Genomic DNA, 24,552 nt, shown 5'->3' with positions numbered 1-24,552 from the left:
GATCAGGCCTGACTGGGGTAACGGATAGTTTCCCCCAGGCGTAGGAGCAATTCATTTACCTCGCCTTTTAATTGCTGCACGCGGTCTTCACGGTTTAGCATGGCATTTTGCCAGCGCAACAACTCGTCGAGCTGTTCACGTATTTGCACTTCAGAGCGACCACGCTCGATAGCCACCCCCACGAGCCGGGCCGCTGACTCCACCCAGCGTAATTCTTCCGCCGTAGGCACTCGCGGATTGCGGTAATAGATGGCCATGGTGCCCACCACCTCTCTTCCCGATGAGAACACGGGCACCGACCAGCAAGACTTCAGTCCACACTCCTGAACGATCTCTTTCACACTGCCCCAGTTCGGGTGCACCGTGATATCCTCCGTAATGACGGTCTCTTTCAGCGCCGCAGCACGCCCACAAGTGCCAATTTCAGCGCCGATCTTTAACGGCGTAATCACTTTGTTATAAGCCTCCGGCATGCTGGGGGATGAGCCCGGCATCAAAAAGGTACCCGAATCATTCGTTAGGAGGATGGAGCACAAAGCACCGTTCTGGCTCAGTTCTTCGACCCGAGAGACGATGTAGTCCAAGATAGGTTTCAGGGCGGAGCCGTTCAAAATCATCTCCAGCACTTCAGAATGGCTGCTGGCCACAGATTCCAGCAAACGGGTATACCTGCGCTCAGAAGCCGACCCCAGCTCGCTCTCTACAGCCGGCCCCAGACGGGTGAGATTTTGCTTCAGAATGTAATCCTGAGCACCATGTTTTAGCGAAGCCACTGCAACATCCTCACCCACGGTACCAGAGACGATGATCACAGGAATATCCGCCCCATGATCTTTGACAATTTGCAGCGCAGCCAGCCCATCAAAACCAGGCATGACATAATCGCATAAAATAATGTCCCACCGATCCTCCCCTAAAGCAGCTTTCAGATCAGCCGCCGACATCACCTGCTTCGTCTCACATGCGAATCCGTGACGGTGCAGCCACTGCAGGATCAGCAGCGCATCATCATCGGAATCTTCTACAAGCAGAAGGCGCAGCGGTTTCATGACTTCAAAGGAGGTCCTTCATTGAGCAAGAGCCAGTAGAGTCCCAGTTGCCGGGTAGCTTCCACAAATTGGGCGAAATCCACCGGCTTTCTGACGTAGCTGTTGCAGCCTAACGAATAACTTTCCAGGAGATCGCTCTCCTCACGGGAGGAAGTCAGAATCACCACCGGCAGCATGCACGTGCGCGCATCACCACGGATGCGTTTTAAGACTTCCAGGCCATCCACCTTTGGCAGCTTGAGATCCAGCAGAATAATGGTCGGCATGACACGTCTCTGGACAAAGGACTCCGGCCCTTCCCCGAACAAAAACTCCAAAGCTTCGACTCCGTCCCGAGCCACAACAACTTCGTTCAGAATGTTGTTCTTCTTCAGCGCCATGAGGGTCAGTTCCTCATCGTCGGGATTGTCTTCCACCAATAAAATGACCTTGGAATTCATACAGGAGTCTTAGATTTATCATTACCAACCTCGAAATAAAATGTCGAACCTACATTTAGTTCGGCATCTGCCCAGACACGCCCGCCATGGCGGCGGACCACCCGCTGCACTGTCGCCAGCCCTATCCCGGTCCCTGGAAATTCAATCATTGAGTGCAACCTTTGAAACGCGCCAAACAGCTTGGAGGCATAACGCATGTCAAATCCCACGCCATTGTCACGCACGTAGCCGCCCATAGCACTCCCGTCGGTTTCCAGAATTCCTACCTCAATCAACGCAGCCGGATTTTTGGAAGTGAATTTCCAGGCATTCTCCAGCAGATTTTCCAGCAAGACACGCATCAGTGCAGCATCGGCATTCACCAGAATTCCTGGCGTGACCTTCCACTGCACCTGCCTTTGAGGCTCGTTCTGGCTGAGTTGAGTCAAAATGGACTCGGCCATGGGACTCAGATCCACGGTTTCTAACTTCATCTCCGCACGCGTCAGGCGTGAAAGCTTAAGCAGATCATCAATCAAAAAACCCATCCTTTCTGCCGCACGACGGACCCTCGCCAAATAGCTTCGTCCAGTTTCATCCAAAGACTTCCCTGCATGTTCCTCCAGTGCTTGTGTAAAGCCTGATATCCCTCGGAGCGGTGCGCGTAAATCATGGGAGACCGAATAGCTGAAGGCTTCCAGCTCCTGATTCGAGGCATCCAATTGAGTAGCACGCTCCTGCAATGTCGAATTGAGCTCCCGGATTTCCTCCTGGGTTTTTTTCAACTCAGTCACATCGCGGCCAGTCCCATAGATCAGTTTCTCAGTCTCCAAAAACTGCCCTTTCCACCAAAGCCATCTCCAGGTGCCATCCTTGCAGCGATAGCGGTTTTCAAAATGCTCCACAGACACTCCTGCGGCGACCCTGGCCAGCTCGTGCTCCGTTTTTTCCCGGTCATCGGGATGAATGAAATCCATCACCGGACGTGTTAAAATTTCATCCTCAGTGTAGCCCAGCGCCTGCATGAAGACAGGGTTCACCCGCTTAAAATATCCATCCCGCCCGATGATGCAGAGCGCATCCAGTGACAGGGTGAAAAACCGCTTCAATTCCGCCTCCACATGTTGGCGAGCTTTATCTGTACGATGCAGTGAAAGGGCGCTCCACCAGATAAGCGCACTCACCATACAAAGGGCCACGATTGTATATAAAGTGGTGCCCATATCCGCCGCAAAATAGCCGTTCCGCTCCCCCTCCAGCCGCAACCAGCCCAAAAGGACCAGCCCAGGCACCACGACCGGGAAAAGATGCCTCACTAAGGCCCCACCAGGACTGTCACCCAGAATAAACGCAATCTTTCCCTCGCTCGGACAAAGGCAGAGCATCCCGAAAGCGATCAGATGAAAAAGAGCTGCCGTATGCAGCGCCATGGGAATGAAGTACGTCACTCCATAAAGCCAATTGACCTGATACGCATACCCCAGCAATGCCAGCAGTGAGATAAAACCCACAAGCAGCGCAAAGAACTCCGCAGTCCTTCTCCGCACGGCCGATGTCCCGTCCATCAGCAACAGCCCGCACCCGAACAACACGAAGTTTAAAGCTGCATTGGGCGACATCCGATTGGGAAACGATGGCTGGTCATTTTCAAGTTTTGTCGGGAAAAGCCATTGATCTATCCCTACATCAATGTCCATCACATAGCCCACAAGCCGGACCAGCCCGACGGCCAGCACACCTCCAGCCAAAAGCTTGGCTTCAGATGTTCGTCCGCCACTTTTTAGCCATAGCCCCGTTCCCGCCAGGATAAAGAGCAGTGCGGTGACCGGATTCATGGAAACCAATCCCGGGATGACCCGCTTCAGTTTATCAACATCCAATGCCCACCCTATAAGCACCAATACCCCTGCCGTTATCGCCACCCCACTAATGGAGGGGGTGATGAATGGGGAAATTTGGCGAAGTGAGCAAGATTTTGGCCTAGCCATAGCAAAACGAACCAGGATTACATAATCATTAAATTTAGATCAAAAATTGCACTCAACAATAAATAGAACGGCGTATTTTCAGATTTTTACTGATTAACTTCATTTAACCAGAAAATACTCTTGGTTAAACGTCTGTGACCAGCACAATCCTGCGCATACATTGCAAAAAGAACGACCCAGAGTGTGCTGACCTCTCCTGCAAATCTCATCTGAGCCTGGCCAAACTGATGTCACTGTCTTAGACACCCCTTCAGGATCAGGCCATCAGTAAGGTATCATCATCAAAAAGCCTGACCCGCCCAAAAAGGCATGGTCAGGCTATAATATAAAGCAGGACAATTGCTTCCCGCGTGTCTGATCAACTCAATCCATGATGGCCGTGCGCCAGGAGAGCGCGGTTGGCCACAGCCAGGAGATCATTCATCCCAAAGGGCTTCGGCAGATAATTATTTCCGATTTCGAGTTCGGCAAACTGATGCACGGCGCGATGGCCGCTGGTGTAAATGACGGGCACGGAACCATCCTGTTCCTGGATCGCATGGCCGAGGGTCACCCCATTCGCCCCCCCTGGCATATTGATGTCGGTGATGAGCAGTTTGATCGTGCTGCGGTGCTGACACCACTGCTGCCAGGCCTCGTCAGCACTTTTGGCTGTTAAGACGCGGTGCTTTTTAGTGGCCAGCACCTGACTCATGATCATGCATATGGTGTCATCATCATCTACGACAAGAACTGTCGCAGGATTTGCGGCTTCCATATCGCCAGCCAGAGCCAGGGCTCTGGAAGCTTCGGCTTCCGGTGCTGGAACTTCCTGATCTTTAGCCAGGGGGAAGAGTATTTGATAAGTGCGGATCATACCGGGTAGGAGGGTTACATTGAAGGCACCACCTGCGGACTGTATAGTGCGCTGGATCCAGAGCAGGCGGTCATCTGCAGCGCGTTGGACGGAGGATGGGAGAGCTACAACAACACGCCCGGGATCTCCGCTGGTGGAATTGTCTGATGGATTCGGATCTTCCATCGTCAGCATCACATATTCGCCATGGGCAGCCTCAGGGAACAGGCGCGCATACTTGCCACCGGTCTCGTGCTGGATCCTGGCCGTGGAGATCTGCAATGTGCCGCCTTCGGTCATGGCATTGCGTGCATGCAGGGCCACATTGATGATCACTTGACTGATGATAGAAGGATCTGCCCACACCGCAGGCATCTGGGGGCCATGAGCGACTTCCACCCGAATATGGTCGCCCAGCGTCTTGCTCAAAAGCATCACTTCCTCATCCAATGCCAGCGCCAGGTTCACTGCCTCCGGGGTGCTCTCTTCATCCGGAGTAAAAGAGACCAGTTTGCGGGACAGTGTGGAAGCGCTGCGTGCTGTCTCCATCACCTGGTTCAGCAGTTGGACCACTCCAGGCAGGCTACCAGCCTGTTGGATAGCCATGTCCATCTGGCTTTGAATAACCGTCAGCACATTGTTAAATTCATGAGAAATGCCAGCGGCAAGACTACCCACGACTTCCAAATGCATGGCAGGTGCAGTGCCTTCAGCGGCTGACGGAGGTCCACCACGTCCGATCATCGCGGATTCCTCAGATCGTTGCTGAGCCGCCTCTGCATCCGCCAGGCGCTGGCGAATCTCCCACATGGAGAGCATCATTTTCAAAGGCTGATAGATTTGAGCTATCGACCCTGGCATTTCAACAAAGGTCAGGCGCGCACTGTGGGTGATCAGATCCAGCATTGCCTGTGACAACGTAGCTCCGTCCGACAAGAGCACGATGATTCCCAGTGCAGGCTCCGCGTAATAAAGAGCGTTGAGTATCTGTTCAGCCTTGGTTTCTGCACCCGGCTGCACATCCACGATCACTAGCGCAAAGGGCCACTCCAGTTCACGACTGCGCATGACCATATCCACCAGGTTATAATCCAGGGGATGGAACAACATGCGCTGTTTAGGACGGAATAGACCGCCACTGTCCGCCTGACCATCTGGATATGGAATGTGCTGCAACGGCTCCAGCAACCGTAAGGTGTCCTCAGACGCAGATGCGATGAGCACCTGGTATTTCGATGCCGTTTTGGCTGTTGGCTGAGTTAATTGCATGGTCAAGGATAATTTCATTCACCCTTCCCACAAATAGATTTTTCATAATTACAATAATTGAAATAGTTATGTCTTCATTTGTGCAGTCTGCATGATACTTAAACTGACACACAGAGTTACCTCAAGATGACGCACAATAAGCATTCCTCTTATAACCACCTTAAGCAGGCTCGACCTGAAAAATGTGCAGGCTGGTTCCATGCGGATTCAAAGACACATAATTGGACGCACCCCACCATTCATACACATTTCCGTGCATCAGATCACGAACGCGGTACGATTGGTCATAGCCCAATCCCAAAGCCCCAAGATTGAGATGCACCATGCCTGCAACAGGGTCATATCCATTGAGACTGACAATGCAAAGAATGCGGTTACTGAAATCAGGCGTGCATTTACTATAGCACATCATCTGATCATGATCAGCACCATGGAAAGCCAGATTGTCGTAGAGATGCATGGCCGGATTGTCACGACGGATGGAATTTAATCGTGCAATGAAACCTTTGATATTGCCCGGCTCATTGTAATCACGCTGGCTGAGCTGAAATTTCTCTGAGTCCAGATATTCTTCCTTCCCTGGCAGCGGTTTGTTTTCACAAAGTTCATACCCCGCATACATCCCCCAGGTGCTGGAAAGCGTCGCCGCCAGGGCAGCCCGTAGGCGGAACATGCTGGCAGGGGCATTCTGGAGATAGTAGGGGTGGATGTCCGGTGTATTCGGCCAAAAGTTACCCCGGTAATACCAGCGCATCTCTCCCTGCATCAGTTCACTGGCGTATTCAGTCAGCCCAGCTTTATCCTCACGCCAGGTGAAGTAAGTATAGCTTTGGGTGAAACCGACCTTGCCAAGTGCTTGCATCATCTTGGGCTTGGTGAAAGCCTCTGCCAAAAAGATCACATCCGGGTGCTTGCGATGCACGGTGCTGATCAGCTCCTCCCAAAAGGAAACCGGCTTTGTATGGGGATTGTCCACACGGAAGGTTTTCACGCCCTTGTCCACCCAAAAAAGCACCACATCGATCAGCTCACGCCATAGGTTTTTCCAATCATCGCAGTGGAAGTTAATGGGATAGATGTCCTGATACTTCTTCGGCGGATTCTCCGCATAGCGGATGCTGCCATCGGGACGCTGGTAGAACCAATCTGGATGGTCCTTCACATAAGGGTGATCAGGGGAGCAGTTGATGGCAAAATCCAGGGCGATTTCCAGCCCTCGGCGGTTCGCTTCACCGACCAGCCAGACGAAATCTTCCACCGTTCCCAGCTTGGGCTCCACATCGCGATGCCCACCCGCCTCCCCACCAATGGCCCACGGGCTGCCGACATCATCCGCGTAGGCAATCAGTGTGTTATTTTTGCCCTTCCTGGCAGTCATCCCAATGGGATGGATGGGCGGGAAATAAATCGTATCAAAACCCATGGCCTGCGCATCATCCAGACGCGGCAGGCAATCACGAAACGTGCTGTGCTTGTCCAGTCGCCCTTCGGCGCTGCGGGGGAAAAACTCATACCATGCGGAGAACCTCGCCCGCTCCCGCTCCACAATGACCTTCAGAGGACTGGAGGTGGTGGAAAGACTGCGGTCAGAATATTTGTCCATCAGCGATTGCAGATCGTCAGAAAGCAGAACGTCCATCACTTCCTGAGGTGGCAATTGGGCCAGTAACTCCGCCACGTCCTCCAATTGCGCAGCAACTGCAGCAGCTCCAGCTGCCCGTGCCCGCTGGGCACCATCCTTCAGCAACCGGGCACCTTCGAGGGCCTCCACCGGCACATCGGGATCTCCGGCCTGCACACGGATGGCGAAGGTCTTCTTCCATCCACGGAATGTATCCGCCCAGGCTTCCACAGCATACTCCCAGCGGCCCATGGAATCAAAACTGCACCGGCCCTGCCAGCGATCATTTTCCACCGGATGCATGGGGCTTTCAAACCAGCGCCGTGATCCGGCCGCACGCCACTTCACCACGGCGGACATCACCACATGCCCATCCATAAAAATATCACACCACAGATCCAGCGGCTCGCCGACCACCCGCTTGATGGGATGACGCCCGCCTTCGATGCAGGGATAAAAATTCTCAATAACAACAGTGGGGGCGTGGGCAGCAGAAGCAGGCATGATGCGACCGAACATGACAAGGAAGCCCGGAGATGCAAACGGGTGCTGGAGACGGATCAGGAAGTTCCGTGGAATACCCGCTTGCTCAAAACTTGTGAGTCGGGTGACAGCGATTCAAATAAACATCGCTGCAAAGAGGAAGCTCAATCGGATTGATTGAAATGAAAGGTGCACCTCAGTTTGTAAACTTTGGTGCACCCCAGTGGATTCGAACCACTAACCTTCTGATCCGTAGTCAGATGCTCTAATCCGTTGAGCTAGGGGTGCTTTGGCTTGTGAGCCCCGCAGTGTTGGCTGCGGATGGGGAGATTAGATGAAGCTTCGGGTTTGTCAAACAGTGCGCATAAAAAAATCAAAAAAACTCACGAAGTCATCGGATCAGCCTGGGACAATGCTTAGCGGCTGACGCCTCGTGCCTTTTCAATGAGCTGAAGGAATTCCCCACGATAGCCAAACGCATCTGTCCCCTTCCCTTCCAAGGCAAGCTGGCGCACCTGCTCCCAAGTAAGCTGGCCGCTGTAACTGGACTGGCGCAGGAGCATACCGAAGCCAGCGACGGCGGTGGTGAATTTGAACTCATCGCTGGCTGTCTCCAGCCCGCGCTTATCATCGCGCAAAGGGACTTCGATCAGGCTGCTGACGCTTCCTTCCGGAGCCTTGTAGCGAAGTTTCACCGTCAAAGCTTCCCCAGACTCCGCAGTATCGGCAATGACCGCTGACGGAGCAGCGGGGGCTGCGGCTGGCTGCTGATATTTGAGATCGTCCACCATCGGTCGGGGATCCGCTCCGGGAGGCAGGTTGGCAGGCACCAGTTCATACAGCGCAGTGACGCTATGCCCGGCACCAATTTCACCAGCATCCTTGGTATCATCATTGAAATCCTCTTTGGCTAACAAACGATTCTCATATCCAATGAGGCGATAGCTGCGGATGACGGCGGGATTAAACTCTACTTGGATTTTCACATCCTTGGCGATGGTGACAAGGGTGCCGTTCATCTGCTCCACGAGCACTTTGCGCGCCTCGCTAAGGCTGTCGATGTAGGCGTAGTTACCGTTGCCCTTGTCGGCCAGGGTTTCCATGGTGCGGTCCTTCAAATTGCCAGTGCCGTAGCCGAGCAGGCTGAGGAAGACACCGCTGCGGGCTTTCTCCGTGATGTAGGTTTCCAGCTCCTCCGGGCTGCTGATGCCGACATTGAAGTCGCCATCGGAGCAGAGGATGACACGATTGACCCCGCCTTTGATAAAACCAGCCACAGCCTGCTCATAGGCCAGGCGGATGCCTGCGCTGCCGTGCGTGCCGCCACCAGATTGGAGGCGGTCGATAGCGGCCATGATCTCTGCCTTGTTTTGGCCACTGGTGGGGCTCAATACCACCTGAGTTCCGCCAGCATAAGTCACCATGGAGACACGGTCGTTTTCACCTAACTGCTCAGTCAGCATGCGCAGGCTCTGCTTTACCAAAGGCAGCTTGTTAGGATCTCCCATGGAACCGGAGACATCCACCAGGAAGACAAGATTGCTGGACTGCCGGTCCTGGCTGATCTGCCTGCCTTTGATGGCGATGCGGGCCAGTCGATGCTGCGGCTGCCAAGGGCAGGCGGCCATCTCCACCTCCACGGCGAAAGGCTCCTTAGCACCCGGTGCTGGGCCCTCTTCGGTAGTCGGGAAATAGTTGATCAGTTCCTCGATCCGCACGGCATCGCGGGGCGGCGCTGTGTTCTGATTGAGGAAACGGCGCACATTCGCATAGGAGGCCGTATCCACATCAATCGAGAAGGTGGAAAGCGGCTCGCGCATGACGTCTTTGAGCGCGTTTTCGACGATCTGAGTGTATGACTCATTGCTGTGCGGTGGCACCTCATAATAGTCAAAGCTATCACCTACAACCCCAGGCTCGGGAAGGGAAACAGATGGACCTTTCATGCCTACGATAGCACCACTGTAGGTCGTTGCCGCTGCCTCCGCAGTCATTGTGGTGTTCCCCGTATAACCATTGGAGGTGTCGAGGGTCAATCGCCCCACAGCAGTAATATTGCCGCGTGGAGCCGCTGGTTTAGCGGGGGCCGGGGTCTGAACAGGAACCTCTTTGGCTTGTTGCCGTGCGGGAGATTCTGCGCGTTCACGGTCCATTGGAGCTTCAGCGATCACATCCGCATTCGCGTATGCTCCAGGCGACACATGACCAACATCCCTGCGTTCATCGGGCTTCTGCACACTGGGGGTGGGCAAGCTGGCGACTGGTTCCGCTGGGGGCACGGGTGCGGCTCTGGAAAGAAGACTTCCGTCCTGGTCTTTCGAAGGCTGTTTTTTGGACTCCGTGAGTTTCCCTGTTAATAAAATGTTTTCCCGCTGGACGGTCTCTTCGGTTTCCCGGCGCAGGAGCACCGTAGTCCCGACGACCACAGCAGCGGCTGCGGCGAGGTTGACCAAAGCGTGGCGTCTCCAGAAAGAGGTCTGTTTGGCTGGAGCGGAGGCGGAGGGTTTTGAAGCGTTGACTGCCGATGGCTCATCGGCGCTCCATAGGCGCTCGCGTTGTTCGGGGGTGAACTCCAATGAGTCATCACCCAGTTCAGTGCTGAGAAAATCACAGAAGGTCTTCGTCTGCGCAGCCTGAGCTTGCACGTCGTTATCTTCCTTGAGCAGTGATTCGATCTGGGCCTTTTCTTCGTGGCTGAGTTCATTCAGCGCCCAGGCGGTCAGTTGTTCCGGTTTCATAAAAGTGGATCTTTAATTTTTTAAGAAATGTTTTTTGTTAGGCGATGGCGGTTTTAGGTTTCGCCGGGATGTCTCCCTCCATTTCTTGCCATTTCAGGCGCAGGGCCTGCACACCGTGGTGAATGAGGTAGCCGACATTGCCGATGCTAGTCTGCATGGCGTCGCTGATCTGTTTATAGTCGAGCCCAGCGATGAACTTGAGACGGATCGCCTCCCGCTGTCGGAGGGGCAATTCGTCGATGAGCCCCCGCAGGGCGGCGGCGGTCTCCCGTGTTTGCATTTCATCCCCAGGCTGGGGTGTTTCGGAGACTTCGAGGTCCAAGGTTTGCATGTCCATAACGGTGATGCGCTGATGTTTTCTTTGATGGTCCAGAGCCCGGTTTTTGCAGACGGTGAACAACCAGGGCGCCAGGCGCTCCGCATCCAGCGTGGCCAGGTTCTGGCTCAGTTTGACAAACACATCCTGGACCACATCACGGGCCTCCTCGGCATCGTTGGTATAACTATGAGCGTAACGGAGAAGCGGCCGCTCATAGCGCGTCAACGTATCCAAAAACAGGCGGTGGGTGTCGTTCATGGGATGGTGTTCGGCAGGCATCACGGAGGTCGCCGTGATTTCTTGGGGAAAGAAAAAATCTTTTTCCACTTCGGATCGTGTCACAGGAGGATCGCCCCCCTCTGCTTATAAGCAAAAAGGACTCCGGCGCATGCACCGGAGTCCTTCAAGACAGCCTTTTTCAGGAAAACCCGATCAGCTCACTGCCAGCCCCAGGTAGGCCTTGGCATTGGAGTAGCAGATGTTCTTGAGCATGGAGCCCGTCAGTTCATCATCGTCTGGAATGAGGCCCCCCTCAATGTCATTGCCCAGCAGGTTGCAGAGCGTCCGGCGGAAGTATTCGTGACGCGGGAAGGACATGAAGCTGCGGCTGTCCGTGAGCATGCCGATGAAGCGGCTTAGCAGGCCCAGATTGCTCAGCGCATTGATCTGCCATTCCATGCCTTCCTTCTGGTCCACAAACCACCAACCGGAGCCGAACTGTACCTTACCCGGTGTGGTGCCATCGGCGAAGTTTCCAGCCATGGTTCCGAAGACATAGTTATCCGCAGGATTGACGTTGTAGAGCACCGTTTTTGGCAGAGCATTTTCGCTGTCCAGCGCGTCCAGGAAACGGCTCAGACCCTCGGCCTGTGGATAATCACCGATGCTGTCGCAGCCGACGTCCGCACCCACTTTTTTAGCCAGGCGGGAGTTGTTATTCCGCACAGGGCCGAGGTGGAGCTGCATGGTCCATTTGCGTTTGGCATTGAGACGGCCGACATGCATCATGATGTGAGTGGCCAGGAGCTCCTGGTCTTCAGGATAAAGGCGCTTGGTGCGGTGGCTGCGGTAGCGGTCAAAGACACGGGCAGCGGAGGCCTCCGTGGCAAAGTTGGCGTAGCAGCGGTTCAAACCATGGTCACTGAGGCGGCAGCCGACGCTGTGGAAGTAGTCATGCCGCTTTTCCAAGGCTTCGAGAAGAGCACCGAAGCTGCTGATTTCGATATTGGTGACTTCAGCCAGCTTGTCACACCAGTCGTTCCAGGCGTCCGGCTGCTGCAAGCCCAGCGCCTTATCCGGGCGGAAGGTGGGATAAACACCGATCTCAAAACCATCCGCTGCACATTTCTTGTGCGCGGAAAGGTCATCCGTCGGGTCATCCGTGGTGCAAAGAGCGCGGACATTCTGCGTGCGCAGGATGCCACGGGCGCTCATTTCAGGCTTAGCAAGGGCGGCCTCCGTCTGCTCCCAGATGGCAGGAGCCGTCTTTTCATTGAGAAGATCATCAATGCCAAAGTAGCGCTTCAGCTCAATGTGGGTCCAATGATACAGAGGGTTCCGAAGCGTATGAGGCACGGTTTTCGCCCAGGCCAGAAATTTGTCACGTGGGCTGGCATCGCCGGTGATCAGTTCCTCAGGGATGCCGTTGCAGCGCATGGCGCGCCATTTGTAATGATCACCCGCCAGCCAGATTTCGTGGATATTCTTGAACTGCCGGTCTTCAGCAATGTCTTGAGGAGGCAGATGATTATGATAATCCAGGATAGGCTCGCCTTTGGCAAAGGTGTGGTAAAGGCGGCGCGCAGTCTTCGTGGACAGCAGGAAATCATCGTGGATAAAGGACATGGACGGAGGTCAGTGGATGTGGGTGGTTTTGAAAAGTTCCAGCTTGGTGGACTGGGAATTTCACTCCATCGTTGAACTGATGAGGCACAAAGGCAACAATTTAGAAACGTGGAGCAGGCTGTTTAGCCTGATTGTGGGCCTCACCCTCACCTCTTGCTCCACCGTTGGCTTTTATAGCCAGGCGCTCCAAGGACAGAGAGAGATTTCTAAAAAGGCACGTCCCGTCTCCCAAATCCTCGCGGAGCCGTCAACGGCCCCTATTTTACGGCAGAAACTGCTGACGGTTCGAGATCTTTTGGCCTATGCCGAAAGTGAACTGGGGCTGCCTGCTGAAGGACAGTATGACCGCTATGCCAACCTGGGACGGCGTTACGTGGTCTGGGTCATCTATGCGGCCCCTGAATTTAGCACCGATGCAAAACGATGGTGGTATCCGCTCGTGGGCAATCTCAAATACCGAGGGTTTTTCAAAGAAGCTGCTGCCGAAAAGGCGGCGGAAAAGCTGAGAGCCGAGGGCCTGGATGTTTATCTCGGCGGCGTCTCCGCCTACTCCACGCTCGGATACCTGAAAGACCCCTTGCTCAATACCTTTCTTGGCCGCGCAGACCCAGGGCTGGCGGAGCTGATATTCCACGAGCTGACGCATCAGCGCATTTATCTTTCCGGTGACACGGATTTTAATGAAGCACTGGCCACCGTGGTAGGCCGGGAGGGTGCGCGCCGATGGCTGAGGGCCCGCAAGCGCGGGGATGATCTGGAGCAGTATGAAAAGGAAGTGATCTTGGAAACTGAATTCGTCCATGAAGCTTTGAAAACTCGCGATGAGTTGGAGCAGCTTTATGCTCGCACTGATTTTGACGAAGCCGCCATGCGCCAAGAAAAACAGGTGATCATTGGTCGCTTGAAAGGTCGCCTTCATGAACTGAACAAGCGCTACGGCGGCTCCCTTAAACTGGACCGCTGGTTCGAAAAACCCGTTAACAATGCCCGGCTGAACACCCTGGCCACTTATCACGATTTAGTGCCCGCTTTTGAAACCCTGCTGAAGGACTGCCATGGCGATCTGGAGCTCTTTCTGAAACGCATGGAGTCCATGAAGAACATGACACCGAGAGAGCGAAGGGAAGCCATGAAACAAAACTTCCCTGCCCCATGAAATCCTGGCTGCTGCCAGTGCTGCTCATGCTCTTGATCGCCGGAGGTTATCATTGGCGGAAAGAATTGCGACAACGCCTTATCGGCTCGGTCCCTGCCTTTTCAACCACTGAAGTGCAGGAGGTATCTGCCGGACTGATTTTCCGCAACGGGACAGAAACAGACGCTCAATTGCGGGCCGAAAAGGAACTGAAGATCAAAGACTCCCTGCGCAGGTATCGGCTTCTGGATCTGGATTTCCATCCTGATGTTAGCAATGACCTCGCTTCTGAAATGCATAGCTGGCGGCGGCAGTGGGAAAAGGATGGAGAGCGAGAACAAAGGCTTTTGGGACAAGGCATCACCGATGGCGAGATGGAATCCTCCGTCCACGAAGCCCTTCTGGACCACGCCTGGATTGAGACCTCAATCGCAGATGAAATCCAAGTGAGTGAAGCAGAATTGAAAGCCGCTTTTGAACAGCAACGCCCGTTTCTCAAGATCCCTCCAGCCTACCTCACGGCACACCTTTTCTTGTCGCGCCATGGTGCCAACAAAAAAGACCGCAGCCAGGAAATGCGGGTCATTCAGCAAAGATTGTTAGCAGGAGAAACATGGGAGCGACTGACGCTCGCTCACTCGGAAGATGCCCGCTCAAAATATCAAGGAGGCAGATTGGGATGGATCAACCAACGTCGTATGCCGACGGAATTCATGACCGCCGTGCAACGTTTAAATGTGGGTGAAACCAGCGGCCCCATCGCCACACCACTCGGTTGGCATCTGATCCGGCTGCTGGACAAACGGTCGGAACGACTGCCCCGGCTAGAGGAAGTGCGGACTGAACTGATGGCATCACTCGTCCAGCAAAAACGACAGGCCGCTTTGGAGCGGCTACGCCAGAAACTGCAGCAGGCCACGCAGCCATAATGGCAGGCCTAAGCGACTACTTTTTTCACGAAGCAGGCTTTCAGCGCAATGGCCAGACCGTCCATTTTACAGGAGATTTCATGATCCCCGTCCACGAGGCGGATCGGTTTCGACTTCGTTCCGACTTTAAGAACCTGTGACGTGCCTCCCAGCTTGAGATCCTTGATCATGGCCACGATGTCACCATCGGCCAAGACGTTGCCATAAGCGTCTTTTACCACGCGTTCCGCATCAGGAGCATCCACCTCAGAATCATGCGGCCATTCATGACCGCAGGTGGCACATTCATAACGGTCCTCGTGGTCTAAAATCTCATCCATCTCACACATCGGGCAGGCAGCTTTGCTCATGACCTTCAGGAGAGAGATGCTGGACGAGATTACAAGGACTGACTTGCCCAAAAGGGTGTTACACGCGGTTCTTTTACAGGCTGCGTGCGATATCCCTGGCCAATCGGGCGAGAGCCTCATTCATTGCCGTGATGCGACCAGACATCGCAGGTACCGTGAGGGTCACAGGCACCTCCGTGCGGAAGCTCTTGAAGTTTGTATCCCCACCTTTGACGGGCTGCACTTTCCAGGTGCATTCGAGCACCATGTTACCTGAGGAGTCCGGATCAAACTGGGCCACCCTCAGTTCAACCAGTCCCGTATAGTCCATCGAGATAAAGTCCCCCACTGGCAAGATCGAGGTGGAGCCGGTCAAGCGGCTAAGGTTGGCAGCAGTCACACGGGCAATGCCTGAATCAAAAGGTTCTGACCACAGATTGTTTTCGAGGACGTTGACAGCACCACTACCATCACGAGTGACAAGTTGCTGACGGTCCAAATAGGCAGGCAATGAAGGCCGGGCAATAGCGAGCGAGGGCTGCGGCGACTGTCCTCCACGATAGGGCACTGCTGGGTCCAGCAGGTGCCTGGAAGCAGGGTCCTTCACAGGTTTGAAGGTGCTGCATGCCAGCAGCGTGAAAGTGAGGCCGAAGAGCAAAAAAAGTCGTGAGTTCATTCCTTGGTTTCCTTGCCCATGAGCAGGGCGTTGGGGTTGCGTTTCAGATCGTTGGCCAGTTCTTTAATGGCCCGTGAAGCACGCTCCATTTCCATGAGCACATCCTGAAGCCGCATCAGCACTGGTCCGCGCGGGTTGGCCACCTTGGATATTTCGCCACCGATTTCCTCAATTCTCGTTAGGCTTTCGGCGGCTTTGTCGGCGGCCTTAGTGAGGTCTGCCATCAGAGGGTCGATTCCGTCATTGGCCTTCGTGGCCAGGCTCTTGAACTGCGCCAGTGAGTCATCCAGGTTTTTGATGGCACTGGTCAGCTTTTCATCACCCGTGATGGCCTGGATATCCGTGGTGATGGCGATGATGTTTTCGCTGATGCCCTTGGTATTCAAATCCTCCACCTGCTTCCGCGCACCGCTAAGCACGTCCTTCAGTTCTTTGACAATGCCATCTAGATCCAGAGCATTGATCTTTTTCAAACCATCGGCCACACCCGCAATCAGCTCATCAATCTCAGTCGCAGTGGTGGGAACCGTGGGATAGTCGCCCACAGTCGGCCCCTTATAAACAAAACCCGGCAAATCCGGCGTGATGTCGAATTCAATGTACAGAAGTCCCGTGAGCAAGCTCTGCTGCTTCATTCCCGCCCGGAGACCACGATCCACGGCACGCTGCACACCTTCACGGCTTGAAAAATCAATGCTGACACCGGAAGTGGAGCCGATGGCCTGAAGATTCTTCTCGGCCAGTTCAACCACCACTGGGATGATCTTACGGTTCTTCTCAGTATCCACCAAGACGTTAATCGAATACACGCTGCCGATGCGCACGCCGCCGAAGCGCACATCAGAACCGACCATGAGGCCGATGGCGCTTTTATCAAAATGCAGCAGGATGCGGTGCGAGCGCTCAAAGTATTTACCCGCCCCGAAGAGCACGACGGCAGCACCAACGAGGATGAGGCCAATGAGGGTAAAGGCCCCGATGAGGGTGGGATTGGCTTTCTGGCTCATGAAAAAATAACGTTAAGATGACGGGTCAGCAGGCTCTGCCCCACGATTTAAAAACAGACGGACACTGGGGTTTTCAGAATGATCCTTGAGTTCCGACGGATTGCCCACTGCCCCCTGGGTACGTGTGGCAGTATCCAGGAAGACACAGTTGTTGGCGATGGCAAAGATGCTGGCCAGTTCGTGGGTAACAATTACAACGGTGGAACCCAGGCTGTCACGCAGCCGCAAGATCAGATCATCTAGCCGACGCGAACTCAGTGGATCCAGACCGGCACCAGGTTCATCCAAAAATAGGATGTCAGGGTCCAGAGCCATCGCACGGGCGATGCCTGCGCGTTTGTTCATGCCGCCGCTGACCTGGCTGGGATAATAGTCTTCGTAACCGGACAGGCCCACCAGGGCTAGCTTATAGGAGACTAATTCGCGCACAGCTTTGGGCTGCATGGTGGTGAATTCTTCCAGCGGCAACGCGATGTTTTCCGCCAAAGTCAGGGAGGACCAGAGGGCACCGGACTGATACATCACCCCAAAGCGGCGGATAAACTTTTCCCTCTCTTCCGGCTCTGCCGTGGTGAAGTTTTTCCCGTCGTAAAAAACCTCCCCTTTGGCAGGCTCCCGCAGGCCGATGAGGTGGCGTAAAAGTGTACTCTTCCCACAACCGCTGCCGCCCATGATGACAAAAATATCACGGTCATTGATGTCAAAATTCAGATCCTTCATCACCACGAATGAGCCATAGGCCATGGTCAGATCCCGAATGGAGATCTTGGCTTTGGGTTCTGGTAAAGCGGCGCTCATACGTCAGATATCCAGCAGCGTAAAAATAGCCGCAAAGGCGGAGTCCATCATAATAATGGCGGTGATGGAAATCACCACGGCACGCGTCGTCGCCTGCCCGACCGCAGCGGAGGAATTGCCAGCTTCCATTCCCTGCATGCAGCCGCTGATAGCAATCGCAGCCGCAAAAAAGAAGCTTTTGAAAACCCCTAGAAAGGCCGTCGTCAGAGTGATCGCCCCAACGGTCTGTGTCCAGTAAAGCACCGGCGGGATACCCACAGCGACACCCACCAGCATACCGCCCAGAATGCCGATGATGTTCGCATAGACCGTCAGCACGGGCAGCATGATCATGAGCGCTAGCAGACGTGGCAGGACCAGGAAATCAAAGGCGTTCAGACCGAAGGTACGCAGAGCATCGATCTCCTCATTGGCTTTCATGCTGCCGAGGTGAGCGGCAAAGGCGGCCCCCGTGCGGCCACTCATGATGATACCTGTCATCACCACCCCCATTTCACGCACCATCGCAATCCCGACCAGATCAGCCACGAAGATGTTGGCACCAAAGTTGGTCAACTGCACATTTCCCACAAAGGCGAGGATCAGGCCGATGAGGAAACTGATGAGGGAAACAATCGGCAAAGCCTCAATGCCGCATTGCTGCACGATCATCCAGAAATCACTGCGGCGAAAACGCGCTTTGCCAGTGAAGTATCGGCCTAAAGATAGCATGGATTCCCCCACGAAGGCAGACATCTTATTCAGCCCCTCCCAGATGCTGAGGGTGATCTTGCCCAGTTCCTTTAAATCAGAAGTGTTGCTTTGCTGGCTTTTGGCTTCGCTTCTTTCCGGCACTGCCAGGGCCAGTTCCATCAGTCCACGAAGGTTATCTGGCAATCCGGCCAGATCCGGCTGCACATCTTCTTTTGCCTCAAAGGATCGCAAAGTGGCTAGCAAAAACGCGGGCAGGGTGGAATCAAAATTCCCTAAATTCTTAGTCTCGTAACGTTCCGGCCAATCAGACGGGACATCCCCTTCTACCTTGGTTTCAGGGCCGTCCCGGCTCCAGTCTCCAGAAAGAGTCAGGACCGCGCCCTTCCCCCCCTTGGCCCAGGAGGCGAGGGGTGGGGAAGATTCATCAGTGCGGGAACTCACAGAGGCTGAATATCAGCCAGACTCCTGGAAGAAACAACCAAGCGTTTAGGGCAACTTCGCCAAGAAGCCGCCCGTGACAGTGCCTTTTGTCGAACGAACCCTTTCCTTGGACTGAATACGCATTTGCAAATCGCCAGGGCCACGCTTTACACTCCTGTTTATCATTTTGAACACACTAGCTCCTGAGGCATGAAAATCGCGTTGGATGTCATGGGTGGCGATCACGCCCCACAGAATCCCATGGGCGGCGTGAAGCTGGCCCTGGAAACCTTGCCACAGATCGAGAAGATCTATCTTGTGGGTGTGCCCGAACTCATTGAGCGGGAAATGCAGACCCAAGGCATCCCGACGGGTCCGAAACTGGAAATCGTACCTGCCAGCCAGGTCGTGGACATGAGTGACAGCGGTCTCGACGCGGTTCGCAAAAAAAAGGACAGTTCTATTTCCCGTGCCGTGGACCTGGTGAAAGACAAGGTTGCAGATGCGGTTGTCAGCGCTGGTCACACCGGAGCCGCCGTCACCGCCAGCCTTATCAAGCTGCGTACCCTTCCCCACATTGAGCGCCCGGCAATCGCCTCCGTCATGCCGTCCATGACGACGACTTGGCTGCTCATTGATGCAGGTGCCAATCCGGACAGCCTGCCGGAACATCTCGTCCAGAATGCCCTCATGGGCAGTGCCTATGCCCGCCACGTCATGGGCCGTGAAAATCCCCGTGTCGGCCTCATGTCCAATGGGACAGAGGAGGAAAAAGGCAACGCTCTGTGCAAAGAAACCAGCAAGCTCCTGCGCACCACTCCTGGCATCAATTTCATCGGCAATGTCGAGGGACATGACCTCTGGGAAACGCCGCCGGATGTGGTGGTCTGCGATGGTTACACAGGAAACATCATCCTAAAGACCTCAGAAGCGCTGGCCCATGCCTTGTTTGGCATGATTAAAACTGAAATCATGAGCTCCCCCCGAACCAAAATCGGTGGTCTCCTGGCCAAACCTGCCTTCAAGCGCATTCATAAAAAAACCAGCGCCGATGAATCCGGTGGCATGCCGCTTTTAGGCCTCAATGGCATCACCATCATCGCCCATGGCGGAGCCAGCGCCTATGCCATGAAAAACGCCATTCGCATGGCCTGCGACACCATTTCTCACCAGGTGAATCCTCATATTGAGGCCGCCATTTCCAAACATCTTCTCATCCATGCCCACGCCTAGTAAGCAGCCCTTTTGCACCTCCAGCATCATCGGAACCGGCAGTTACATGCCGGAAAAAATCCTGACCAATGAAGACCTGTCCAAGTTCGTGGACACTTCGGATGAGTGGATCACCAGCCGCACAGGCATCAAGGCACGCCGCATCGCCGCAGACGATCAGGCCACGAGCGATCTGGCCAGTGAGGCAGCACGTCGGGCCATGGCTGCCGCAGGTGTCACGCCGGAGGAGATCAACCTCATCGTCGTAGCCACGGTCACACCGGACATGTTTTTCCCCTCCACGGCCTGCTTCGTGCAGAAAAAGATTGGTGCCAGCAATGCGGTGTGCTTTGACATCAGCGCAGCCTGCTCCGGCTTCCTGTATGCCCTCCAGGTCGCACGTCACTTCATCAATACGGGCAACCGCACGACAGCTCTGGTCATTGGCGCAGAAAAACTAAGCAGCCTCATCAACTGGCAGGACCGCAATACCTGCGTGCTCTTTGGCGATGGTGCCGGTGCTGTCGTCATCCGCCGTGCTGAAGAAGGCTCAGACGCTCCTGGGCGCGTCCTATCCACCGTTATGGGCAGTGATGGCAACTTGACGGATCTCCTTAAAGTCCCCGGCGGTGCTAGCGCCTGCCCCATCACTCCGGAGAACGTCCTCAGCCGTCCAAATACGATTCACATGGAAGGGCGGGAAACTTTCAAGCACGCGGTCACCCGTATGTGCCAGGCCAGTGAGCAGGCCCTGGAGATGGCTGGCTTAACCAAGGCAGACATCGCCATGGTCATCCCGCACCAGGCCAATGCCCGCATCATCACCGCCATCGCAGACCGCCTGGGAGTGCCGCCTGAAAAAACCTTCATCAATCTGGACCAATACGGCAATACCAGTGCCGCGACCATCCCGGTAGCGCTGGATGAGGCCCACCGTCAGGGAAAGATCAAACGGGGAGACATCGTGCTTCTCGTCGCTTTTGGCGGTGGCTTTACCTGGGCCAGCTCCGTGGTGAAATGGTGAGTTGTTCGGTAAGAATCCATTTCTGGATCAAAGTTGTTCCTTTAAGTGCGTGAAACAAGTTCCGTGGCACGGAACTTGCCTGATGCTCAATGAGCCAAACTGCTTGACCCGCCCTCCTGAAACAGGCTTACTGGAATCCTTGAAAGACGGTTGCCAACTTCCTTTCTATTATCCGCCAGCTCCTTTAGATCTGGTTTCCTGTTCCCCCCGCATTTCCGCATGAACGTTACTTCCCTCCGGTCTCAGGTCCTCTGGCTCGCCATCTTCGCCAGCCTATGTTTAGGTTCAATGGCCCAGGCCTTTGATACCGTCATTCTGGACGCGGGCCATGGCGACCATGACCGGGGTGCATCCATTGGTTATGTTTATGAAAAACATCTGGCACTGGATACCGCACGCCGGGTGGAGCAGTTGCTAAAGAAGGAAGGCCTCAAAGTCATCATGACCCGCGGACGGGATGTTTTCATTCCTCTTCAAGACCGTTCCGCCGCAGGTAACCGCTACGGCAATGCCATCTTCGTCAGCGTGCATTACAACTACAGTCGTGGAGGCAGCGGCAGCGGTGTGGAAACCTTTTACCATTTCACCAAAGGCTATACCCTGGCCGCTTACATTCAGGCTTACCTCGTCCAGCGCACCAAAATGACCAACCGCGGTGTAAAGAATGCCAGTTTCCATGTCATCCGTAAAACCGAGCGCAATCCCGCCGTGCTGGTGGAATGCGGTTTTGTCAGCAATCCCACGGAGCGTGCCCGCATGCTGACCGGTGAATTCCGTGCACGCATCGCCGAAGGCATCGCCCAGGGCATCGTGGCCTATAAACGCGCCAAGTAGTTCCCACGACCATGCTGGTGACATGCCGCCAGATGCAGGAGATGGAAGAGCGTGCCTTCGCCAGTGGCATCAGCCCGGCGGACCTGATGCTTTCTGCCGGAACGGGCATCGCCCAGCTCATTCGGCAGTTTTTCCCCCAGCCCGGAACTTTGGGCCTCTATCTGGGCAGTGGTAACAATGCGGGGGATGCCCTGGTGGCGGCACGTGAGTTACAAAAGGACGGTTGGGAGATCTATACACGCTTCAGTGGCGATGTCGCCAAGCTCAAACCCCTCCCCGCCAAGCACTGGCGCGCACTCAAAGGAGTCGAGCGCCGGGATACACCGCCGACGGAAATTCCAAAGGCCCCGCTCGTTCTCTTAGACGGTCTATTGGGCATCGGTGCCCACGGCCCTCTGCGACCACACATCCAGGCACTGGCTTCAGAAATGAATGCCCTGCGCATCAGCCACCGGGCCGTGACCGTGGCCATGGACATCCCCTCGGGTCTGGATGCGGATGCAGGTGTGCCTGAAAAAGACTGCGTCATCGCAGATATCACGGCCACAGTGGCCATCGCCAAACAAGGATTGGTGGCGGATCTGGCCATCAATCATGTGGGCAGACTGGCCGTTGTACCCTTACCTCAATTGGCAGCCTTTGGGCAGGAGACGGATGACCGCTCAGTCGTACTGACACCGGAGTTTCTGCGCACCTGCCTGCCGCGGCGCCGATTTGATTTCCACAAAGGACAGGCCGGGCGTGTTGGCATCCTGGCAGGCTCTCGTGGATACTTCGGCGCGGCTGAGTTGGCCTGTCGGGGGGCATTGCGCGCCGGGGCAGGTTTGGTGACGTTGTTTGTGAAAGAGGATGCCTATGACATCCTGGCCCGCCGAGTCCCGGCGGAAGTCATGGTGAAAGCGGTCAAGGACTACCGGGAAGTGCTGGAAATGCGGATGGATGCCCTGGGCATCGGTCCTGGACTAGGTTTTGACCACGAAGACGAATACCTGGAGGTGATCGAAAAAGCCGCTCTTCCTGCCGTCGTGGACGCGGATGCCCTCACCGCTTTGTCTCGGCATCCTAGCTTATTGAACCGCTCGACCTCCCCTCGCCTGCTTACTCCGCACCCGGGTGAAATGGCCCGTCTGATGCCAGAGGGCAGCCTCCTATGCAGATGTGATCAAGCAGAAACCTGGGCTCAAAACCACCCTGGCCATACCCTGCTGCTCAAGGGCGCGCGCACCGTCATCTCCACTCACGGACTGGATACGCTCATCAATACCACCGGTCACCCAGGCATGGCCGCGGGCGGCATGGGAGATGTACTGACAGGCGTTTCATCCGCACTCATCGGCCAAGGTATATCTCCTCATCACACCGCAGGTATGGCCGCATGGCTCTGCGGCCGGGCCGCAGAGTTACACGCACTGTCTCAGTCAGCCGAAAGCACTCTGCCCAGCGATGTCATCGCACAGCTTGGAAAAGCCTGGGCGGAACTTTAGCCAATCAAGATACCCACTCGCTCATCTCATAAAGGTTCGGATTGCGAACGGGGGCACGATTTGTGTGAATGATCTTTTTCATCTGCGAAAAGATGTCTCCATCCTCCCCCTCAAGCCCACCGAATTCAGATTCCAGCTTTTCAGGATCTTCGCCTGCTTCCAGTCGCTTCACCATCTCACGCAATTCAGCGGGTGCTTTATCCCCCATGACTTCCGTCATTTTGCGCATGAACCGTCCCAACTGACGCGGATCCGGGTTATCGTCATCCATTCCTCCCATATCTCTTTCCATGTCGGCCATGAGTGCCTCCATTTTTGAATCATCCAGCCCAGCGAATGGGTCATCGGGAGTTTCCTCTTTGGCTTTACCGATGATCGCAAATCGCGAGATCTGCTTTTGCATCTGAAAAGCCGGATTGTCAGGGCATTTAGGTAGCTTATCCCCATAAGCTAGAGACCTCGCCAAAAACTGATAAACCGTGTTATTTTCAGGACAATAAAACTCGTAAATAGGCATGGTGTAAGGGTATCGAAATTCAGCAGACCGAATAGGCTGAACTGTCACGAATGCAATGCCCGAATCTCACCCTCTTAGCCTTTGAAAGCGGTATTACACACGCCGAAACCTGCGGTGCCGGACGAGCAATGTGAATCCCGCCAAGCCAATAAAGAACGCAGAACCAGGTTCTGGGACTGCGGCTACACTGGTATGGGTCTGCAAAATGTATGAGGTTGATGGGTCGCCACTGGTCTCCCCCGGTCCGGAATCATCATTCAGCCCGCCAAATGGGGTAGATGTGGCATCCTCAATACGCCAATCCAGGGAAGTGGCGACGTGCCCGGAAGGCACGGGCATGAGCCAATCGTCCCCAGGATCTCCATCCGAAGAGTCATTGGTAACGAGAGCCCACTCAAAACCCGATTCCAAGACTGGGCCGGGTGAAGAATCTCCAGAAACACCTTTATAAATCCAGATATAGGCCTGCTCTCCCGTCGCAAACGTATTGGCCTGTGAGAGGTTGGTATTGCTGGTCGTAAAGTCCGTCTCCAGTGTGGCACTATGGGCGACAATGCCCGCTGAGGAATTCCATCCTTCTGTTCCCGGGGCTGCGGCACGGTCAAAAACTTTCCAATTGGATGCCCATTCACTCATATTCGCCTCAGTGGGAACGAAAGAGGAACCAAAGGTCCCAAGTTCGAAGTAATAATCATCCGTCAGCTCAGCACCGGTCGAATCGAACAGGTAGCTAGTAGGGCTGATGTAGGTGCCCCAGTTGATGGTGACGGCCTGAGCACTCGTGGCGCTCATGAGGAAAGCTCCCACGATGGCGCTCAGAATGAATATAAAATGAAGGGGCCTCATGACGGTAAATTTCATCAGATATGGTAATTATAAAACAAGGAAAGTTATATTCAAGATGCGTTTAATAATTTTGAATCCATAA

21 protein-coding genes and 1 tRNA gene are annotated in these 24,552 nt (G+C 54.7%); 6 read left to right on the top strand and 16 right to left on the bottom strand.

All coding sequences use genetic code 11. The features are described from left to right. Positions 1–2 precede the first annotated feature (2 nt). The 9 genes from EI77_RS07345 to uxaC all read right to left on the bottom strand — a co-directional run bounded on the left by EI77_RS07345 (position 3) and on the right by uxaC (position 12,566). Positions 3–1,049, bottom strand: coding sequence for a GAF domain-containing protein (locus tag EI77_RS07345; RefSeq protein ID WP_133794212.1), 1,047 nt, complete (start codon positions 1,047–1,049; stop codon positions 3–5). Continuing rightward, positions 1,046–1,489 (bottom strand): response regulator, encoded by a 444-nt coding sequence (locus EI77_RS07340; RefSeq protein ID WP_133794210.1) that lies wholly within the window; start codon positions 1,487–1,489, stop codon positions 1,046–1,048. The genes EI77_RS07345 and EI77_RS07340 overlap by 4 nt, the downstream gene beginning before the upstream one ends. Next, complete coding sequence (locus EI77_RS07335; RefSeq protein ID WP_166647100.1) at positions 1,486–3,303, bottom strand: sensor histidine kinase; 1,818 nt, start codon at positions 3,301–3,303, stop codon at positions 1,486–1,488. Before EI77_RS07335 ends, EI77_RS07340 begins: the two co-directional genes overlap by 4 nt. A gap of 511 nt (positions 3,304–3,814) precedes the next feature. Continuing rightward, positions 3,815–5,578 (bottom strand): response regulator, encoded by a 1,764-nt coding sequence (locus EI77_RS07330; protein WP_133794199.1) that lies wholly within the window; start codon positions 5,576–5,578, stop codon positions 3,815–3,817. Between the two features lie 142 nt (positions 5,579–5,720). Beyond that, positions 5,721–7,685, bottom strand: a complete 1,965-nt coding sequence (locus tag EI77_RS07325) for an alpha-1,4-glucan--maltose-1-phosphate maltosyltransferase (RefSeq protein WP_133794197.1) — start codon at positions 7,683–7,685, stop codon at positions 5,721–5,723. A gap of 190 nt (positions 7,686–7,875) precedes the next feature. Further along, positions 7,876–7,952 (bottom strand) — tRNA-Arg (locus EI77_RS07320). Positions 7,953–8,080: 128 nt separating this feature from the next. Then, positions 8,081–10,402 carry a vWA domain-containing protein gene (locus tag EI77_RS07315; protein ID WP_133794195.1) on the bottom strand — a complete coding sequence of 774 codons (2,322 nt, stop codon included), beginning with the start codon at positions 10,400–10,402 and terminating at the stop codon, positions 8,081–8,083. A 37-nt stretch (positions 10,403–10,439) separates the two neighbouring features. Next, a complete protein-coding gene (locus tag EI77_RS07310) occupies positions 10,440–10,979 on the bottom strand; it encodes an RNA polymerase sigma factor (RefSeq protein WP_166647099.1) in 540 nt (179 codons plus the stop codon). 174 nt (positions 10,980–11,153) lie between these two features. After that, entirely contained in the window at positions 11,154–12,566 is a 1,413-nt protein-coding gene (gene uxaC / locus EI77_RS07305) for a glucuronate isomerase (RefSeq protein WP_133794191.1), read from the bottom strand. Between the two features lie 28 nt (positions 12,567–12,594). Between uxaC and EI77_RS07300 the strand changes: the two genes are divergently transcribed. Continuing rightward, the gene (locus tag EI77_RS07300) at positions 12,595–13,722 is read left to right on the top strand and encodes an aminopeptidase (protein ID WP_166647098.1); all 1,128 of its coding nucleotides are present in this window, start codon (positions 12,595–12,597) and stop codon (positions 13,720–13,722) included. Further along, the gene (locus EI77_RS07295; RefSeq protein WP_133794187.1) at positions 13,719–14,630 is read left to right on the top strand and encodes a peptidylprolyl isomerase; all 912 of its coding nucleotides are present in this window, start codon (positions 13,719–13,721) and stop codon (positions 14,628–14,630) included. Before EI77_RS07300 ends, EI77_RS07295 begins: the two co-directional genes overlap by 4 nt. An 8-nt stretch (positions 14,631–14,638) precedes the next feature. Here EI77_RS07295 and EI77_RS07290 read toward each other — a convergent pair whose 3' ends face one another. From EI77_RS07290 to EI77_RS07270, 5 genes are all read right to left on the bottom strand, one after another. Next, positions 14,639–14,980: a zinc ribbon domain-containing protein YjdM gene (locus tag EI77_RS07290; protein WP_133794185.1), complete on the bottom strand. Its 342-nt coding sequence runs from the start codon at positions 14,978–14,980 to the stop codon at positions 14,639–14,641. Positions 14,981–15,053: 73 nt separating this feature from the next. Beyond that, positions 15,054–15,635, bottom strand: coding sequence for a PqiC family protein (locus EI77_RS07285; RefSeq protein ID WP_133794183.1), 582 nt, complete (start codon positions 15,633–15,635; stop codon positions 15,054–15,056). Then, on the bottom strand, positions 15,632–16,642 hold the full coding sequence (locus EI77_RS07280) for an MlaD family protein (protein WP_133794180.1): 1,011 nt from the start codon (positions 16,640–16,642) through the stop codon (positions 15,632–15,634). Before EI77_RS07280 ends, EI77_RS07285 begins: the two co-directional genes overlap by 4 nt. A gap of 12 nt (positions 16,643–16,654) precedes the next feature. Then, positions 16,655–17,440, bottom strand: a complete 786-nt coding sequence (locus tag EI77_RS07275; protein ID WP_133794178.1) for an ABC transporter ATP-binding protein — start codon at positions 17,438–17,440, stop codon at positions 16,655–16,657. Between the two features lie 3 nt (positions 17,441–17,443). After that, entirely contained in the window at positions 17,444–18,574 is a 1,131-nt protein-coding gene (locus tag EI77_RS07270) for an MlaE family ABC transporter permease (protein ID WP_133794176.1), read from the bottom strand. 189 nt (positions 18,575–18,763) lie between these two features. Here EI77_RS07270 and plsX point away from each other — a divergent pair, with 189 nt between their 5' ends. The 4 genes from plsX (at position 18,764) to EI77_RS07250 (ending at position 23,107) form a co-directional block, all read left to right on the top strand. Further along, positions 18,764–19,786 (top strand): phosphate acyltransferase PlsX, encoded by a 1,023-nt coding sequence (gene plsX / locus EI77_RS07265; RefSeq protein WP_133794174.1) that lies wholly within the window; start codon positions 18,764–18,766, stop codon positions 19,784–19,786. Next, positions 19,773–20,789: a beta-ketoacyl-ACP synthase III gene (locus tag EI77_RS07260; protein ID WP_133794172.1), complete on the top strand. Its 1,017-nt coding sequence runs from the start codon at positions 19,773–19,775 to the stop codon at positions 20,787–20,789. The genes plsX and EI77_RS07260 overlap by 14 nt, the downstream gene beginning before the upstream one ends. 219 nt (positions 20,790–21,008) lie before the next feature. After that, on the top strand, positions 21,009–21,623 hold the full coding sequence (locus EI77_RS07255; RefSeq protein ID WP_133794170.1) for an N-acetylmuramoyl-L-alanine amidase family protein: 615 nt from the start codon (positions 21,009–21,011) through the stop codon (positions 21,621–21,623). 11 nt (positions 21,624–21,634) lie between these two features. Further along, positions 21,635–23,107 (top strand): NAD(P)H-hydrate dehydratase, encoded by a 1,473-nt coding sequence (locus tag EI77_RS07250; protein ID WP_133794168.1) that lies wholly within the window; start codon positions 21,635–21,637, stop codon positions 23,105–23,107. A 4-nt stretch (positions 23,108–23,111) separates the two neighbouring features. Here EI77_RS07250 and EI77_RS07245 read toward each other — a convergent pair whose 3' ends face one another. Both EI77_RS07245 and EI77_RS07240 read right to left on the bottom strand, forming a co-directional pair. Beyond that, positions 23,112–23,510 (bottom strand): cytochrome C, encoded by a 399-nt coding sequence (locus EI77_RS07245; RefSeq protein ID WP_243838714.1) that lies wholly within the window; start codon positions 23,508–23,510, stop codon positions 23,112–23,114. Between the two features lie 207 nt (positions 23,511–23,717). Continuing rightward, the gene (locus EI77_RS07240) at positions 23,718–24,485 is read right to left on the bottom strand and encodes a hypothetical protein (RefSeq protein WP_133794164.1); all 768 of its coding nucleotides are present in this window, start codon (positions 24,483–24,485) and stop codon (positions 23,718–23,720) included. Positions 24,486–24,552 lie beyond the last annotated feature (67 nt).

Origin of the sequence: Prosthecobacter fusiformis, from assembly GCF_004364345.1 — a bacterium.
Classification (GTDB): domain Bacteria; phylum Verrucomicrobiota; class Verrucomicrobiia; order Verrucomicrobiales; family Verrucomicrobiaceae; genus Prosthecobacter; species Prosthecobacter fusiformis.
The sequence above is the reverse complement of the archived record's forward strand: the minus strand, read 5'-3'. Positions and strand labels throughout refer to the sequence as shown.

What these genes read in the sequence shown, in the direction of transcription:
- plsX (WP_133794174.1), top strand. Translation starts at nt 18,764, where the DNA reads ATGAAAATCGCGTTGGATGTCATGGGTGGCGATCACGCCCCACAGAAT.
- uxaC (WP_133794191.1), bottom strand. Translation starts at nt 12,566, where the DNA reads ATGTCCTTTATCCACGATGATTTCCTGCTGTCCACGAAGACTGCGCGC.
- EI77_RS07335 (WP_166647100.1), bottom strand. Translation starts at nt 3,303, where the DNA reads ATGAATCCGGTCACCGCACTGCTCTTTATCCTGGCGGGAACGGGGCTA.
- EI77_RS07340 (WP_133794210.1), bottom strand. Translation starts at nt 1,489, where the DNA reads ATGAATTCCAAGGTCATTTTATTGGTGGAAGACAATCCCGACGATGAG.
- EI77_RS07245 (WP_243838714.1), bottom strand. Translation starts at nt 23,510, where the DNA reads ATGCAAAAGCAGATCTCGCGATTTGCGATCATCGGTAAAGCCAAAGAG.
- EI77_RS07325 (WP_133794197.1), bottom strand. Translation starts at nt 7,685, where the DNA reads ATGCCTGCTTCTGCTGCCCACGCCCCCACTGTTGTTATTGAGAATTTT.
- EI77_RS07295 (WP_133794187.1), top strand. Translation starts at nt 13,719, where the DNA reads ATGAAATCCTGGCTGCTGCCAGTGCTGCTCATGCTCTTGATCGCCGGA.
- EI77_RS07330 (WP_133794199.1), bottom strand. Translation starts at nt 5,578, where the DNA reads ATGAAATTATCCTTGACCATGCAATTAACTCAGCCAACAGCCAAAACG.
- EI77_RS07285 (WP_133794183.1), bottom strand. Translation starts at nt 15,635, where the DNA reads ATGAACTCACGACTTTTTTTGCTCTTCGGCCTCACTTTCACGCTGCTG.
- EI77_RS07255 (WP_133794170.1), top strand. Translation starts at nt 21,009, where the DNA reads ATGAACGTTACTTCCCTCCGGTCTCAGGTCCTCTGGCTCGCCATCTTC.
- EI77_RS07240 (WP_133794164.1), bottom strand. Translation starts at nt 24,485, where the DNA reads ATGAAATTTACCGTCATGAGGCCCCTTCATTTTATATTCATTCTGAGC.
- EI77_RS07345 (WP_133794212.1), bottom strand. Translation starts at nt 1,049, where the DNA reads ATGAAACCGCTGCGCCTTCTGCTTGTAGAAGATTCCGATGATGATGCG.
- EI77_RS07280 (WP_133794180.1), bottom strand. Translation starts at nt 16,642, where the DNA reads ATGAGCCAGAAAGCCAATCCCACCCTCATCGGGGCCTTTACCCTCATT.
- EI77_RS07290 (WP_133794185.1), bottom strand. Translation starts at nt 14,980, where the DNA reads ATGAGCAAAGCTGCCTGCCCGATGTGTGAGATGGATGAGATTTTAGAC.
- EI77_RS07275 (WP_133794178.1), bottom strand. Translation starts at nt 17,440, where the DNA reads ATGAGCGCCGCTTTACCAGAACCCAAAGCCAAGATCTCCATTCGGGAT.
- EI77_RS07260 (WP_133794172.1), top strand. Translation starts at nt 19,773, where the DNA reads ATGCCCACGCCTAGTAAGCAGCCCTTTTGCACCTCCAGCATCATCGGA.
- EI77_RS07315 (WP_133794195.1), bottom strand. Translation starts at nt 10,402, where the DNA reads ATGAAACCGGAACAACTGACCGCCTGGGCGCTGAATGAACTCAGCCAC.
- EI77_RS07250 (WP_133794168.1), top strand. Translation starts at nt 21,635, where the DNA reads ATGCTGGTGACATGCCGCCAGATGCAGGAGATGGAAGAGCGTGCCTTC.
- EI77_RS07310 (WP_166647099.1), bottom strand. Translation starts at nt 10,979, where the DNA reads ATGAACGACACCCACCGCCTGTTTTTGGATACGTTGACGCGCTATGAG.